At 59.2% G+C, this 15642-nt stretch carries 10 protein-coding genes, 1 tRNA gene and 1 pseudogene; 8 read left to right on the forward strand and 4 right to left on the reverse strand.

Features of this window, described 5'->3' with window-relative positions; translation table 11 throughout:
- Window positions 1-360: 360 nt before the first annotated feature.
- The gene (locus VDP61_RS16055; protein ID WP_323007870.1) at window positions 361-1509 is read left to right on the forward strand and encodes a benzoate/H(+) symporter BenE family transporter; all 1149 of its coding nucleotides are present in this window, start codon (window positions 361-363) and stop codon (window positions 1507-1509) included.
- Window positions 1510-1556: 47 nt separating this feature from the next.
- On the opposite strand, the gene VDP61_RS16060 is transcribed toward VDP61_RS16055, so the two are convergent.
- On the reverse strand, window positions 1557-3962 hold the full coding sequence (locus VDP61_RS16060) for an ATP-dependent helicase (protein WP_323007871.1): 2406 nt from the start codon (window positions 3960-3962) through the stop codon (window positions 1557-1559).
- 179 nt (window positions 3963-4141) lie between these two features.
- On the opposite strand from VDP61_RS16060, the gene VDP61_RS16065 reads away from it, so the two are divergent.
- The 3 genes and pseudogenes from VDP61_RS16065 to VDP61_RS16075 all read left to right on the forward strand — a co-directional run bounded on the left by VDP61_RS16065 (window position 4142) and on the right by VDP61_RS16075 (window position 9881).
- Window positions 4142-4579, forward strand: coding sequence for a CHRD domain-containing protein (locus VDP61_RS16065; RefSeq protein ID WP_323007872.1), 438 nt, complete (start codon window positions 4142-4144; stop codon window positions 4577-4579).
- 168 nt (window positions 4580-4747) lie between these two features.
- The gene (locus VDP61_RS16070; RefSeq protein ID WP_323007873.1) at window positions 4748-6280 is read left to right on the forward strand and encodes an MDR family MFS transporter; all 1533 of its coding nucleotides are present in this window, start codon (window positions 4748-4750) and stop codon (window positions 6278-6280) included.
- A gap of 138 nt (window positions 6281-6418) precedes the next feature.
- Window positions 6419-9881: pseudogene (locus tag VDP61_RS16075) on the forward strand (pyruvate carboxylase).
- A 121-nt stretch (window positions 9882-10002) separates the two neighbouring features.
- Here VDP61_RS16075 and VDP61_RS16080 read toward each other — a convergent pair.
- Together VDP61_RS16080 and VDP61_RS16085 are read right to left on the reverse strand one after the other, a co-directional pair.
- Window positions 10003-10239 carry an EF-hand domain-containing protein gene (locus VDP61_RS16080; protein WP_323007874.1) on the reverse strand — a complete coding sequence of 79 codons (237 nt, stop codon included), beginning with the start codon at window positions 10237-10239 and terminating at the stop codon, window positions 10003-10005.
- 161 nt (window positions 10240-10400) lie between these two features.
- Window positions 10401-10931, reverse strand: a complete 531-nt coding sequence (locus tag VDP61_RS16085; RefSeq protein WP_415233433.1) for a PhnA domain-containing protein — start codon at window positions 10929-10931, stop codon at window positions 10401-10403.
- Between the two features lie 242 nt (window positions 10932-11173).
- On the opposite strand from VDP61_RS16085, the gene VDP61_RS16090 reads away from it, so the two are divergent.
- Window positions 11174-11248: transfer RNA gene (locus tag VDP61_RS16090), tRNA-Gly, on the forward strand.
- A gap of 543 nt (window positions 11249-11791) precedes the next feature.
- Here VDP61_RS16090 and VDP61_RS16095 read toward each other — a convergent pair.
- Window positions 11792-12109, reverse strand: coding sequence for a DUF3775 domain-containing protein (locus VDP61_RS16095; protein WP_323007876.1), 318 nt, complete (start codon window positions 12107-12109; stop codon window positions 11792-11794).
- 146 nt (window positions 12110-12255) lie between these two features.
- Between VDP61_RS16095 and VDP61_RS16100 the strand changes: the two genes are divergently transcribed.
- Genes VDP61_RS16100 through VDP61_RS16110 form a run of 3 tightly spaced genes read left to right on the forward strand, consistent with a single transcriptional unit; the run spans window position 12256 to window position 15596 of the window.
- Complete coding sequence (locus VDP61_RS16100) at window positions 12256-12936, forward strand: type 1 glutamine amidotransferase (protein WP_323007877.1); 681 nt, start codon at window positions 12256-12258, stop codon at window positions 12934-12936.
- Window positions 12937-12960: 24 nt separating this feature from the next.
- Window positions 12961-14316: a glutamine synthetase family protein gene (locus VDP61_RS16105; RefSeq protein WP_323007878.1), complete on the forward strand. Its 1356-nt coding sequence runs from the start codon at window positions 12961-12963 to the stop codon at window positions 14314-14316.
- A complete protein-coding gene (locus VDP61_RS16110; protein WP_323007879.1) occupies window positions 14313-15596 on the forward strand; it encodes an FAD-binding oxidoreductase in 1284 nt (427 codons plus the stop codon). Before VDP61_RS16105 ends, VDP61_RS16110 begins: the two co-directional genes overlap by 4 nt.
- The last annotated feature ends 46 nt before the right edge of the window (window positions 15597-15642 follow it).

Genomic DNA, 15642 nt, shown 5'->3' on the forward strand with positions numbered 1-15642 from the left:
GTGGCAGTCGCGGTGGCCCCTACCTCCTCCCGGGGGTCACCGCAAAAGTTTCGGGTGCTGGTCTTTGTGATCACCCCATCTCAGACGCCCGGCTCTCTCCTCCTCCCTGGGCCGGGTGGCAGTCGCAGCGGCCCCTACCTCCTCCCGGGGGTCGCTGGACAAAGTTTCGGGTGCTGGTCTTTGTGATCACCCCATCTCAGACGCCCGGCTCTCTCCTCCTCCCTGGGCCGGGTTACCTGACCGGCGGCGCTCCTCCTCCCTGAGTGCCGCCGCGTCCTCTTTCCTTCTTTCCTCCCGCTTTTCGCTTGAAGCGCTGCCCCTTGGCAGAGATAGTCCGCGCGATTGGACAGGGGCGGAAATATGCGGGTGTCTTTGATTTCCTCAGCGATTGTGGCCTCGTTGGTGGGGTATGGAAGCACGATTGCGCTGCTGTTGGCGGCCGCGGCAGCACTTGGCGCCACGCCGGCGCAAAGCGCCTCCTGGGTGCTTGCAATCTGCTTGGCCAAGGGGCTGACCAGCGGTTTTCTAAGCATTTATACAAAAGTGCCGATGGTGCTGGCATGGTCAACGCCGGGGCTTGCGCTGCTTGCAGCCAGTGAAGGTGTTACAATGCCCGAAGCCGTGGGGGCATTTTTGCTGGCAGCCGGTTTGATTGTGCTGACGGGGGCCTGGGGGCCGTTGGGGCGGTTGGTACAGCGTATTCCTGACGGAATTGCGGCTGGGATGCTTGCAGGGGTGTTGTTGCCGTTTTGCCTGCCGCTGACACAGGCCCTAAAAACCCTGCCGCTGCTGGTATTGCCAATGGTTGCGGTGTTCACACTGGTGCGGTTAAGAAATCCGGCCTTTGCCGTGCTGGCTGCCCTGGCTATGGGCATTGGATTGGCATTTTTGATGGGCGAGGCGGCCCTGCCCGCGCTGACGCTCAGCCTGCCGCAACTGACCTTTATCTTGCCAGAGTTTCAGGCGTCGATTCTACTGGGGCTTGGCGTGCCGCTTTATCTGGTGACGATGGCGTCGCAAAACCTGCCGGGTTTTACGGTGCTGCGCGCGGCGGGATATACGCCAGCGGTGCGGCCTGCGCTGCTGGCCACGGGCGGCGCCTCTTTGCTGTCGGCGTTTGCCGGGGCGCATACGATCAGCATGGCCGCGATTACGGCGGCGATTTGCCTGGGCGATGACACCCACCCTGACAAGGCACAGCGCTGGAAGGTAGGCATCGCCTATGCCGGGGTTTGGCTGATTCTGGGGTGTTTCAGCCCATTGATAATTCCGATCATTGCCGCCCTGCCCCCGGCGCTGATCGCCGCTTTGGTCGGATTGGCGCTGCTCGGGCCGTTGATGGGCGCGGCCACGGGGGCCTTTGCCCATACCGAACAGCGCTTTGCCGGGTTGGTCACCCTTGTCACCACCGCCTCATCCGTGTCTTTCTTTGGCATAGGGGCGGCGTTTTGGGGGCTTTTGGCGGGTCTGGTGGTTTTCGGCCTTGAGAGGTTGAAGAAAACACCCTGAAAACGCCTGCGGACTGCACAAAACCACCAGATCAAGGGCAAACCGCTTTAGAACGGCACGTCGTCATGCGCGTCATCGACCAACACGACAAATCCCGCAACCACCTTTTTTGACCCGGCTTTCTCAAAGGCAACGTCCAGCTTGTCGCCCTCGATGCCGTCAATCCGGCCATAGCCGAATTTCTGATGAAACACCCGATCGCCTTTTGTGAACGAAGACACCGCAGCCATGTCGATTATGCTGGTTTTTGCCGCACGCGGTTGCGCTGTCGGGCGTTGCGCCGACCGTTCCTGCATCCGTCGCCATCCCGGAGAGTTATAGACATCGGCACTGGCAACGCGCTCCTCCAGTCTAGGGGCTGGGGCTGCTGCGCCAAATCCGCCCCCATAAAGGCCGGGGGGGGTAAGGATAGCGACATGGGCGGCGGGCAGCTCGTCAATAAAGCGGCTGGGCAGTTGGCTTTGCCATTGCCCATACACGCGACGGTTTGCGGCAAAAGAGATGGTGCATAATTCCTCGGCCCGGGTAATGCCAACATAGGCCAGGCGGCGCTCTTCCTCCAACCCTTTGGTGCCGGATTCGTCCATGCTGCGCTGACTGGGAAACAGGCCATCTTCCCAGCCCGGCAAGAAGACGACGGGAAATTCAAGCCCCTTGGCGGCGTGCAGCGTCATGATGCTGACCTTGGCGCCCTGTTCCTCGGTCTCGTTCTCCATGATCAGGCTGACATGTTCAAGAAAGCCTTGCAGATTCTCGAAATTATCCAGCGCCTTGACCAGTTCTTTCAGGTTTTCCAGCCGCCCCGGTGCCTCTGGCGTCTTGTCGTTTTGCCACATGGCGGTGTAGCCGCTTTCTTCCAGTATCACCTCGGCCAGTTCGACATGGTTATAGTTTGGCGCAAGCGTCGCCAGATGCCAGCGTGCCATCCCTTCGGTAAAGACGCGCAACTGCCCGGCACCTTTGCCGCCAATGCCGCCTTCGGCCAGCAATGCACGCGCCCCATCCAGCAAAGACAGGCCACCAGCGCGGGCCACGCGCTGGATGTTTTGCTGCGCCTTGTCGCCAAGCCCACGCTTTGGGGTATTCACCACGCGTTCAAAGGCCAGATCATCATCCGGCGACACGGCAAGACGGAAATAGGCCATCGCATCGCGAATCTCTTGCCGTTCATAGAAACGCGGGCCGCCGATGACGCGGTAGGGCAGGCCGATGGTCAGGAATTGGTCCTCAAACGCCCGCATCTGATGGCTGGCCCGGACCAGAATCGCCATATCGTCAAGGCTATGGGGGGCCATTGCGCGGGTGCCGCGTTGCAGGGTTTCAAGCTCATCGCCAATCCAGCGCGCCTCTTCCTCGCCATCCCAATGGCCGATCAGACGAACCTTCTCGCCGTCTTCCTGCTCGGTCCACAAGGTTTTGCCAAGCCGCCCCGCATTGCCCGCGATCACGCCCGAGGCAGCAGCCAGGATATGCGGAGTGGAGCGGTAGTTTTGTTCCAGCCGGACGACATGCGCGCCGGGAAAATCCTTTTCAAACCGCAAGATATTGCCAACCTCGGCCCCGCGCCAGCCATAGATAGACTGGTCATCATCGCCCACGCAGCAAATATTCTTATGCGATTGCGCCAACAGCCGCAGCCAGAGGTATTGGGCGACATTGGTATCTTGATACTCATCTACAAGGATATATTTGAACCAGCGTTGATATTGCTGCAAAATATCCGGGTAGGCCTGAAACAGCGTGACCGTGTGGAGCAGAAGATCGCCGAAATCAGTGGCGTTCAGGCTGCGCAAACGGTCTTGATACTGCTGATACAGCTCTATCCCACGGTTGTTATAGGCAGCAGCCTCTGCGGCAGGCACTTTTCCTGGCGTCCAGGCACGGTTTTTCCACGAGTTGATAATTCCGGCCAACATCCGCGCGGGCCAGCGCTTTTCGTCAATATGGCTGGCTGTGATCAATTGTTTCAGCAGGCGGAGTTGATCGTCAGTATCCAGAATTGTGAAGTTGGACTTGAGGCCGACCAGTTCCGCATGACGGCGCAGGATTTTCACGGAAATCGAATGGAATGTGCCCATCCACGCCAGCCCGGCATCCGTGCCACCCATCAGGTGCCCCACCCGCAGCTTCATTTCCCGCGCGGCCTTATTGGTGAATGTTACGGCCAGAACCTCATTCGGGCGGGCGCGGCCGGTGTTGAGCAGATGCACAATGCGGGTCGTCAGGGCCTTGGTCTTGCCCGTACCTGCACCCGCAAGCATCAAGACCGGGCCATCCATCGCCTCTACGGCCGCGCGCTGTGCGGGGTTCAGGTCATCCAGATAGGGCGCGGGCCGCGCGGCCATGGCACGTTGCGACAAAGGTACAGGCGCCTGAGCCTGAGCCTCGACCTGGGGTGCGCCTTGCGGGGCTGCGGCTGCCTCAAAGGCATCATTTTCATCATAACCGTTCATCCCGGTATCCTAACCGCTTTCCAGCCGCAGGAAAAGGGCTGTTCTTCTAATGTTCCGCCCGTCTTTTGCCCGTGTTTTTTTATGCGCCTTGCCTTGGAACCGATCCTTGCTGGCGGGGGTTTCTTTTGCATGACCCAGCGCAGGTATCTTCTGCGCGCATGAAACAAAGGAACTATGATATGCTTGGTAAATTGGCACTTTCTTCGGCTCTGATCCTGGCAATGTCGGGGGTAGCCTCGGCTGAAACGATCAATTGGATCGCGGCACTGGATCAGGCGCAAGAGGTAGACAGCAAGACAAAAGTCGAGCTTGCCGGCGGCAACGCGGAAGGAACGCTGGATACTGAAACCGGACGTCTCAACTTCAACATCACCTTCACAGGCCTGTCCGGGGATGTTGTGGGGGCCCATTTTCACGGCCCCGCAGATGTCGGGATGGATGCCAGCCCGGTCGTCGATCTGAATGGTGACGGCGGTTTGGGCTCTCCTATCGTTGGGTTTGCAACAATTACGCCCGCCCAGATCGAAGAGGTCAAGGCCGGAAAATGGTACATCAACCTGCACACAGAAGCCAACCCGGCCGGCGAGATTCGCGGTCAGGTCGCGGCTACTCAATAGGCACAACACGATAATGTGTCCCATACCGCTGCACATTTGGCGTATGCGGAACCAAAGACAGCGGCGGCACCTGCGGGGGCCGCCTTTGTTTGTCTTGGCCGTAGACGCCCGATCCTTGGGGTGCGGCGTGTCGGTCAGGGCAACAAGCCAGGATAAAGGAAGATCACGATGGCAACACCGCCCGTTTCAAACCCACAGCAAACCGGGGGCGCAGGACCAACGGCACCGCCCGCACAATCCACCCGGCTGGTGATCGGGTCGGTGGCGGTGCTGTTGTTGCTGGCCTCGCTGGATCAAACTATCGTATCAACCGCTTTGCCGACGATTGTAGCCGATTTGGGCGGGCTTGCGCATCTGTCCTGGGTGGTCACTGCCTATATTCTGGCGTCAACCATCGCAGCACCGCTTTATGGCAAGCTGGGCGATTTATACGGCCGGCGCAGGATGGTGTTTGTATCGGTCGGGCTATTCTTGCTTGGCTCGACCTTATGTGGCCTGGCGCAATCCATGGAATTTCTGATCGGCGCGCGGGCCTTGCAGGGGCTTGGCGGTGGCGGGTTGTTTGTGCTGGCGCTGTCGGTGATCGGCGATGTGATCCCGCCCCGCGACCGTGGCAAGATTCAGGGGGTGTTTGCCGGCGTCTTTTCCTTGTCGTCTGTGATGGGGCCGCTGCTGGGCGGCTGGTTTGTCGATGCGTTCAGTTGGCATTGGATATTCTTTATCAATCTGCCTTTGGGCGCGCTGGCTGTTGCCGGCTTTGCCGCCGGGTTTTCGGCGACCGGCAAGCGCACCAGCCATCAGATTGACTGGGCAGGCGCTATTGCCTTGACACTGGCCCTTGGCAGCCTGACGCTGGTAACCAGCCTTGGCGGCCAGTCAATCGCCTGGGGTTCACCCACGGCGCTGGGGTTGATTGCGCTTTGCATGGCCAGCACGGTTTCCTTTGTCGTGATCGAGCGCCGCGCGGCAGAGCCGATTTTGCCGATGTCATTGTTTACGCAAAACGTTTTTGTGTTCACCAGTATTCTAGGCTTTATCACCGGTGCGGTGCTGTTTGGCGCAATCACCTTTCTGCCGCTTTATTTGCAGATCGCAAAAGGGATCACGCCCACCATGTCGGGGCTGATGCTGGTGCCGATGACGGCGGGGATTCTGATCGCCTCAACCAGTGCGGGGCAATTCATGGGGCGCACCGGGCGTTACCGGATTTTGCCGACGATCGGGATGGGGTTCATCCTGGCCGGAACTTTGCTGCTGACGCGGATTGATCGTGAAACAGGCGTTGTGACGTTTGGCCTGTCGCTTGCCGTGCTGGGCATGGGGTTGGGCTGTATCTTTCCCGTTGTGACAACGGCAGTGCAAAACGCAGTGCCCCGCGCGCAGCTTGGTACGGCGACGGCTGCGGGGGTAATGTTCCGCCAAATCGGCGGGTCGCTGGCGGTGGCGGTTTTTGGTGCAATGTTTGCAGGCCGGATGGCCGATGTTCTGGGCGACAAGGCCGCAGAACTGGGCGGAGAGATAGGCCCCCAGATCGTGGAAACGCTGCCCCCTGCGCTGCAAGATCTGGTTGCAACGTCAATTGTCACAGCGATTCACCCGATTTTTTGGGTAACGGCAGTGTTGGCGCTGATCGGGCTGGGCTTTTCCCTGTTGCTGCGTGAGGTGCCGCTGCACAATCGGGTGGTTTCGAAAGGCGAATAGCCTGGCGGGCGGCGGTGCCCGACACGGGCCAGCCCCCTGATTCTTGCACAAATGTTTCAAGAAAATGCGAAGAATGTATTGCGCCGCAATGCAGCGTGCATAAAGTGCGCGCAATTGCATTCCTTGGAGGGGACCGACATGGCCGAATTCCACAAAATCCTGATAGCGAACCGGGGCGAGATTGCCATCCGCGTCATGCGTGCCGCCAATGAGATGGGCAAAAAGACGGTTGCGGTTTACGCCGAGGAAGACAAGCTGGGCCTGCACCGGTTCAAGGCCGATGAGGCCTATCGGATCGGCGAAGGGCTGTCGCCGGTGGGGGCGTATTTAAGCATCCCCGAAATTATTCGCGTGGCCAAGATGTCGGGCGCGGATGCCATTCATCCCGGTTATGGATTGCTGTCGGAAAACCCGGATTTTGTCGAGGCCTGCGATGCGGCAGGCATCACCTTTATCGGCCCCAAGGCCGAAACCATGCGGGCCCTGGGCGACAAGGCATCGGCCCGGCGCGTCGCCATGGAGGCCGGGGTTCCGGTTATTCCCGCGACAGAGGTGCTGGGCAATGACATGGCGCTGATCAAGCGGCAGGCGGCCGAGGTCGGCTATCCGCTGATGCTTAAGGCGTCATGGGGCGGTGGGGGCCGGGGGATGCGACCGATTCTGGCCGAAAGCGAGCTGGCCGACAAGGTGCATGAAGGGCGGCGCGAAGCCGAGGCCGCCTTTGGCAATGGCGAGGGTTTTCTGGAAAAGATGATTACCCGTGCGCGTCACGTCGAGGTGCAGATACTCGGCGATAAACACGGTGCGATTTACCATTTGTATGAGCGGGATTGCTCGGTCCAGCGGCGCAACCAAAAGGTGGTGGAACGCGCGCCAGCGCCCTACCTGACCGATGCCCAACGTGCCGAGGTTTGCGAATTGGGCCGCAAGATTTGCGCCCATGTCGGCTATGAATGCGCGGGCACGGTCGAATTTCTGATGGATATGAACGACGACAAATTCTATTTCATCGAGGTAAACCCGCGCGTACAGGTGGAACATACGGTGACCGAGGAGGTCACCGGCATCGACATCGTACAGGCGCAAATCCGGATTGCCGAGGGCAAGACGCTGGCCGAGGCAACGGGGGCCGCCAGCCAGGCCGATGTCACGCTTTCGGGCCACGCGCTGCAATGCCGGGTGACGACCGAAGACCCGCAAAACAACTTCATCCCCGATTATGGCCGTCTGACGGCATATCGCAGCGCCACGGGTATGGGTATCCGGCTGGATGGCGGCACCGCCTATGCGGGCGGCGTAATCACACGCTATTATGACAGTCTGCTGGTCAAGGTCACGGCCTGGGCACAAACCCCGGAAAAGGCGATCGCGCGCATGGATCGGGCGCTGCGCGAATTTCGCATCCGCGGGGTGTCAACCAATATCGCCTTTGTCGAAAACCTGCTGAAACATCCGACATTCTTGAACAATACCTATACCACCAAGTTTATCGACACCACGCCCGAACTGATGGACTTCAAGAAACGCCGCGACCGGGCGACAAAAATCCTGACCTATATCGCGGATATTACCGTCAACGGGCATCCTGAAACCGCGGGCCGCCCCCTGCCTGCCTCGGGCATCCGCCAGCCCAAGCCCCCTGCCCTGCGGGCCGATCCACAAATGGGGACGCGCAACCTGCTGGAACAAAAAGGCCCGCAAGCGGTGGCCGACTGGATGCAGGCGCAAACCAGACTGCTGATCACAGACACCACCATGCGCGATGGCCACCAGTCACTTTTGGCGACGCGGATGCGGTCGGTTGACATGATCCGCGTGACGCCGGCCTATGCGGCAAATCTTGGCGGGTTGTTCAGCGTGGAATGCTGGGGCGGGGCGACATTCGATGTGGCCTATCGCTTTTTGCAAGAATGCCCGTGGCAGCGCCTTCGCGATATTCGCGCAGCCCTGCCGAATGTCATGACGCAAATGCTGCTGCGCGCCTCAAACGGGGTCGGCTATACCAACTACCCCGACAATGTGGTGCAGGCTTTTGTACATCAGGCGGCGGAAACGGGCGTCGATGTGTTCCGGGTGTTTGACAGCCTGAACTGGGTCGAAAACATGCGCGTGGCGATGGATGCCGTGGTAGCGGCAAACAAGGTCTGTGAAGGCACGATCTGCTATACCGGCGATTTGCTGAACCCGGATCGGGCCAAATACGACCTGAAATACTATGTCGCCATGGGCCACGACCTGAAGGCCGCTGGCGCGCATGTGCTGGGAACTCAAGGATATGGCGGGGCTTTTGAAGCCCGCCGCTGCCCGCGTTCTGGTCAAGGCCCTGAAAGAAGAGGTCGGCTTGCCGATCCATTTCCACACCCATGACACCGCCGGTATTGCCTGCGCCACCATTCTGGCGGCAGCCGAGGCGGGCGTGGACGCGGTGGATTGCGCGATGGATGCCCTTTCAGGAAATACCTCTCAGGCGACATTGGGTACGATTGTTGAGGCGCTGGCCCATACCGACCGCGACACCGGCCTTGATATCGGCGCGATACGCGAAATTTCAAACTATTGGGAAGGCGTGCGGGCGCATTACGCCGCGTTTAAATCCGGCCTGCAAGCGCCTGCCTCTGAGGTTTATCTGCACGAAATGCCCGGCGGCCAGTTCACCAACCTGAAAGCGCAGGCGCGCTCGTTGGGGCTGGAAGAACGCTGGCACGAAGTTGCGCAGACCTATGCGGATGTGAACCAGATGTTCGGAGATATCGTCAAGGTCACCCCCTCCTCCAAGGTCGTGGGCGACATGGCCTTGATGATGGTCGCCCAGGGGCTGAACCGGGCGCAGGTCGAAGACCCTGCCGTCGAGGTGGTTTTTCCCAATTCCGTGGTCGATATGTTGCGCGGCAATCTTGGGCAACCGCATGGCGGCTGGCCCAAAGCCATTCAGCAAAAGGTGCTGAAGGGTGAGGCCCCAAGCACCGATCGGCCCGGCGCAACCCTGCCCCCAGTGGATCTGGAAGCCACCCGGATCAAACTTGCCGCCGATCTGGCCAAAGGTGCCGAAGAACCGGATGACGAAGCCGTGGATGATGAAGATCTTAACGGCTACTTGATGTATCCCAAAGTCTTTATGGAATATCGGGCACGCCACCGCCTTTATGGCCCGGTGCGCATCTTGCCCACCCGCACTTTCTTCTATGGAATGGAGGAAGGTGAAGAAATCTCGGCCGAAATGGGATCGGGTAAAACCCTTGAAATCCGCCTGCAAACCGTCAGCGAGACCAGCGACGATGGCAATGTGAAAGTGTTCTTTGAATTGAACGGCCAGCCTCGTGTGATCCGCGTGCCAAACCGGGCGATCAAGGCCAAATCCGCTGCCAAGCCCAAGGCTGTCGATGGCGATGCCAACCACGTTGGCGCACCGATGCCCGGCTCGATTGCAAGCGTGGGTGTGACCGTGGGGCAAAAAGTGAATGCGGGTGATCTGTTACTGACGATTGAAGCCATGAAAATGGAAACCGGCCTGCACGCCGACCGCGCCGCTGTGGTCAAAGCTGTCCACGTCACCCCCGGCACACAAATCGACGCCAAGGATCTGCTGGTGGAATTGGAGTAAGCTGCCCCAAACCGTTTTGCGTTTTGCCTGACGCCCGGCCTGATGCCATGGTTGGCACCTTGCCTGGCGTCGCGGACCAAACGCAAACTGGTTTGGGGGCGGCCCGCACCCCCTGTTGCCGTTATGCGCGGATGTAGCCAGCTTCCACCGCAGCGGCCAGTTCTTCGATGTCAACCGCGCCATCAGCATTGCTGTCAGCAGCAATAAAGTCTCTTTCCGTCAGCGCCGGGAACGCGGCACGCAATTCTTGCATGGAATACACACCGTCCCCATCGGTATCGGCGATCAGGACCTGCGCGCTTATCGGTGCCATCATCACAGCCAGAAATGCACCAAGGGCCAGAGCGAACACTTTCATAGGTGATCTCCATCAACCGGGTTTGTGGGGAAACGACACGGGGGGCAACCCGCCCAGTGTAACATAGTGTTGCCGCGTTTCGAGTTCCTTATAGGCGATGGCCTGACGGAAATCATTTCCACACGCGCAGCTTTGCGATCCCGTCGTTCCAATCCCGGCGGCTATTTCTTTTTCACGAACTCGGTCAAGATCACGATGCGCTGGCCATCGACCCGGCCTTCAATATGCGCGGCGTTATCCGCGACCAGTGTAATGCTGCGCACAGCGGTGCCGCGCTTGGCGGTAAAGCCCGCACCTTTCACCGGAAGATCTTTGATCAGCACCACCGTATCGCCCTGCGCAAGGCGCACCCCGTTGCTGTCGCGATGCTCAACCGCGGCTGGCATATCAACAACGGCCTGCACCTCGGGCAGCAACATCATGGCATCGCGCGTCTCGGTCGCCCATGCCTCATCCAGCGACTGCAAGCGCCGCCAGACCGCATATTGCACCGCCGGCTCTTGTGACCACGCAGCCCCCTCAAGGCAGCGCCAATGTCCGGCATTATCAGGGCGATCCCCCCGACACACCGCACACAACACAATCGGCCCCAGTGGTGCCACCTCCACCCCGCCCAGACGCTCATCAGCGCCGCAAAATTCGCAGACCCCGCCACTGCGGGTCAAAAGATCATCAAGCGTCACTCGGTCCATCCTTTTTCTGGCCGGCCATGTTATTTGCCTGATCCCGGCATAGGCAGCAGCCGCAGCAATGGCAATGCCCGTCTGCCCCCGCCAAATAACGGATTTTGTCGGGCCTCCGCCCGCCTGAACGACCGCGCGCAGAGAGGCGATCAGACTATTCTGACAAAAATCACGAATAATTTGCAAAGGACGCATTTTCCCTCTTGCAGCCGACGCCCGCTCTTTATAGATCGTGCCTACCGAAACGGAGTGCGGGCGTAGCTCAGGGGTAGAGCATAACCTTGCCAAGGTTAGGGTCGTGAGTTCGAATCTCATCGCCCGCTCCAATTTGGTTGGTCTTGCCAAAGACTTACAAGAGGCCGCCTTCGGGCGGCTTTTTTGTTGTTGCCATTTTCATTTCGCTTCTCCCGCCAAAACATCGAGATCAAGCGCAGCGATTCAGCAGGCAGATGCAGGTGGTTTTTCTCTGTCACCCGCGAATTGGGTAAAGGCCCGACTATCCTGCGTATCAGTTCCAGCGGTATGCCCCGAACCCATTGGCAGAAGGTGAACCCCTTGCGCCCGACCGCCGGTCAGAACGCGTCACCTTAAGGCGGACGGCTTTCTCAACCCGCCCCGGCATGCTGCATACCGCCCGGGTCCGGCTCCACGGATGCTGCTGTCTGCTGGTGAAAGCAATTCAGCACAGGCGTCCGGCAGGCCTTGACGCCCGCCATACCAAGCCGCTTTTCAAATCACGCCACCGGCCAAAACCCTGCAGGGTTCTACCAGCGCCATGGCGGCGCTATACTGCATAAGGCTGCCTGCGATATAAGGGTACAACGCCCAACAGCCATTCCGGGCAAGAAGGCGTGCCGGGAACGCGCGGGTTACAGCAGGTCTTCCTCCTCGGCATCGACATCAACGCCCAAGGCATCAAGCCCGGCCTCGAGGTTTTCAGCCAGATGCGGCATGCCCATCAGGTAATCATAGGTAGGCGTGGTCTTTTCGGTGCGCGCGGTCATCAGCGCCTCGGCGTATTCTTCTGGCTCAAAACTGCCGCGCCCGACCCAGGCGATCGCTGTCAGATGGGCCTGCTCATCTTCATTGAGATTCTCGATGAAGGCCGAAAGCTCGGCTGCGGCCACATGGCCTTCTCGGGCCTGAAAGATGACTTGGACAACTTTGCTGGCGCTGATTTCGATCATGGGATTTCCTTTTCGTCATTGCCGTATCGTGGCGCAGGATGCAGGCCAGAGCAAGGGGCCTGCGTCGGGTTGCCAAGCAGTTTTACCCTCTTGCCGCCCCCCCGTTGGTAAGGGTAGGGTTCAGACATCAACGAAAAAGGGACGTCATGCTGATCGGCATTCTGCAAACTGGCCATGTTCACGACGATCTTGTCGGGACCTATGGTGACTATCCTGAGATGTTTGAACAGCTTCTGGCTGGCTATGGCTTTGACTTCGCAACATGGCGCGTGGTTGATATGGAATTTCCCACAGCGGTAGATGAGGCTGACGGCTGGCTGATCACCGGTTCCAAACATGGGGCCTATGAAGATCATCCGTTCATCAAACCGTTGGAAGATTTCATCCGCGCGTCCTATGCCGAAAAGGTGCCTATGGTCGGCATTTGCTTTGGCCATCAGATCATCGCGCAGGCCTTGGGCGGCCGAGTTGAGAAATACCCTGAAGGCTGGGCAGTTGGGGCGACCGACTATGATTTCCAGGGCAAGCCTGTGCGGTTAAATGCCTGGCATCAAGATCAGGTGGTTAAGGTGCCCGAAAGCGCAAAAGTGGTTGGCACCAATGCCTTTTGTGAAAATGCCGCGCTGATCTATGGCGACCAGATTTTCACAGTGCAGGCCCATCCTGAGATTCGCAACGACTATATGGACGGCCTTATGCGGGTGCGTGGCCCCGGCATTGTGCCGGACCCGGTTTTGCAAGCCAGCAGCGCGCGATTGGGCACGCCTTTGGATGATAAATCGGTTGCTGACCAAATTGCAGCGTTTTTCAAACAGCCAAGGGGCTGAACTTTCAAGGACCGGAGCTTTCCGATGACAAACTGGACCGACAAGCTACCCGATGCTGCCCGTGACTATATTGCCGGGCGGCGCCTGGATGAGGTGGAGTGTATTATCGCCGATATTGCCGGTGTGGCCCGAGGCAAGGCGATGCCGGCCTCAAAATTCGCAACGCAGGCGAATTATTACCTGCCAAACTCGATCTTTTTGCAAACGATCACCGGCGAATGGGCCGATAACCCTTCGGGGCTGTTTACCGAACCCGATATGGTTTTGGTGCCGGATTACTCGACCACCACGGCCGCCCCCTGGACGGCCGATGTGACGGTTCAGGTGATCCATGATGCGCAAGACCAGCAGGGCAACCCGATTGCAACGGCACCGCGCAATGTGTTGCGCCGCGTTGTCCAGCTTTACAATGCGCGCGGCTGGGCGCCGGTGGTGGCCCCGGAAATGGAATTTTTTCTGACCGCGCGCAACCTTGACCCCAATATGCCGGTGCTGCCGCCGATGGGGCGCTCGGGGCGCAGGGCCGCGGGCAAGCAAGCCTATTCCATGAGCGCCGTTGATGAATATGGTAAGGTGATCGACGATATCTATGACTTCGCCGAGGCGCAGGGCATGGAAATTGATGGCATTTTGCAAGAAGGCGGGGCCGGCCAGGTAGAGATCAACCTGGCACATGGCGACCCGGTGCGGCTGGCCGATGAGATTTTCTTCTTCAAGCGGCTGATTCGCGAAGCTGCGCTGCGGCATGATTGCTTTGCGACCTTCATGGCCAAACCGATAGAGGGAGAGCCGGGATCGGCGATGCATATTCACCATTCGGTCGTGGATATTGTAACGGGTGAAAATATCTTTTCGGCCAAAGATGGCAGTGAAACGCCCGAGTTCTTTCACTTTATCGCGGGCATGCAGAACCATTTGCCGGGGGCGGTGGCGCTACTTGCGCCCTATGTGAACAGCTACCGCCGTTATGTGCCGGATTTTGCCGCACCGATCAACCTTGAATGGGGGCGCGATAACCGCACCACCGGGCTTCGGGTGCCGATTTCCGGGCCAGCGGCACGGCGGGTGGAAAACCGTTTGGCGGGGATGGATTGCAACCCCTATCTGGGCTTGGCCGCCAGCCTTGCCTGTGGCTATCTGGGGCTGATCGAGGGCAAGATGCCGCGTGATGAATGTACCGGCGACGCCTATAATATTGAAACCGACCTACCCTATACTTTGGGTGATGCGTTGGATTTATTGGAAGAAGATGCAGCGCTGCGCGAGGTGCTGACGCCAGAATTCTGTAATATTTACGATTCGGTAAAACGGAATGAGTATAAAGAGTTTCAACAGGTTATCAGCCCGTGGGAACGGGAGCATCTGTTGCTTAACGTATGAACCTTTTGCATGTGAATGATAAGGCGGGGCAATATCCCGCCTCTTACTACGCCGCGACGGCGACACCACTTGCGGGTTTTGCACCGTTGAAGGGGCAAACCAGCGCAGATGTGTGTATCGTCGGCGCGGGGTTTACCGGCTTGTCGGCAGCGCTGCATCTTGCACGGGCAGGCTTGGATGTGGTGGTGGTTGAGGCGCATCGCGTTGGCTTTGGCGCATCGGGGCGCAATGGTGGGCAGGTTGGATCTGGTCAGCGGTTGGAGCAAGACGCGCTGGAAAAGCTGGCCGGGCGCGAAACGGCGCATAAGCTGTGGAATATGTCAGAGGAAGCCAAGGCGCTGGTCCGCGATTTGGCCGCCGAAATGGGTTTGCCGTTCCATCCCGGCGTGGCCCATGCCTGCTATACGGATGCCGAGGTTGGCCATGCCCGGCGCTACGCTGACAAACTGGCGCAGGACTATGGCTATACCCAGATTGAGCCGCTTCCCGAGGGGCTGATTGGCTCGGGCGCATTCAAAGGCGGCGATCTGGATCGGGGTGCGGGGCATTTACACCCGTTGAATTTTGCGATCGGTCTGGCATCGGCAGCGGTGGCTGCGGGGGCACGGATTTATGAGCGGTCAGAGGTCCATCACATTCAGCACAACCTGCGCAGTGAGGTACTGACCAGCGCCGGGCGGGTCAGTTGCAATCATGTGATATTGGCCGGGAATGGGTATCTAAGCGGGTTGGACCGCAAAGTCGCGGCACGGGTCATGCCAATCAACAATTTCATCTTGGCAACCGAGCCTTTGGGGGATCGCGCTGCGGGGCTTCTGGCCGAAAACGTCGCGGTGGCGGATAGCAAATTTGTGGTGAATTACTGGCGGTTGTCGGATGACAAGCGGCTTTTGTTTGGCGGCGGCGAAAGCTATGGCTACAAATTTCCCGACATCCTCAAAACCGTGCGCAAACCCATGCTTCAGGTCTATCCACAGCTTGAAGATGTCAAAATTGACTATGCTTGGGGGGGCACCCTCGCGATCACGATGAACCGGATGCCCTGCTTTGTACGCAGCCACGCCCGCGTCTTTTCCGCCTCGGGCTATTCAGGGCATGGCGTGGCGATGGCAACTCTGGCGGGCAAGCTGATGGCGCAGGCGGTACAAGGGCAGGCAGGCGGGTTTGACGTTCTGGCCGCGTTGCCGCAACCACGATTCCCAGGCGGCCCGGCTTTGCGCTGGCCGCTACTGGCAGCAGCGATGACTTGGTATGGGATGCGCGACAGATTAGGGTTTTAGGGGCAGTCACGGCCTTTGAAGGCGCCGCACCAAGCCCTGAAACCGA

The sequence above is a fragment of the Pseudorhodobacter sp. genome (genome assembly GCF_034675685.1).
GTDB lineage: Bacteria > Pseudomonadota > Alphaproteobacteria > Rhodobacterales > Rhodobacteraceae > Pseudorhodobacter.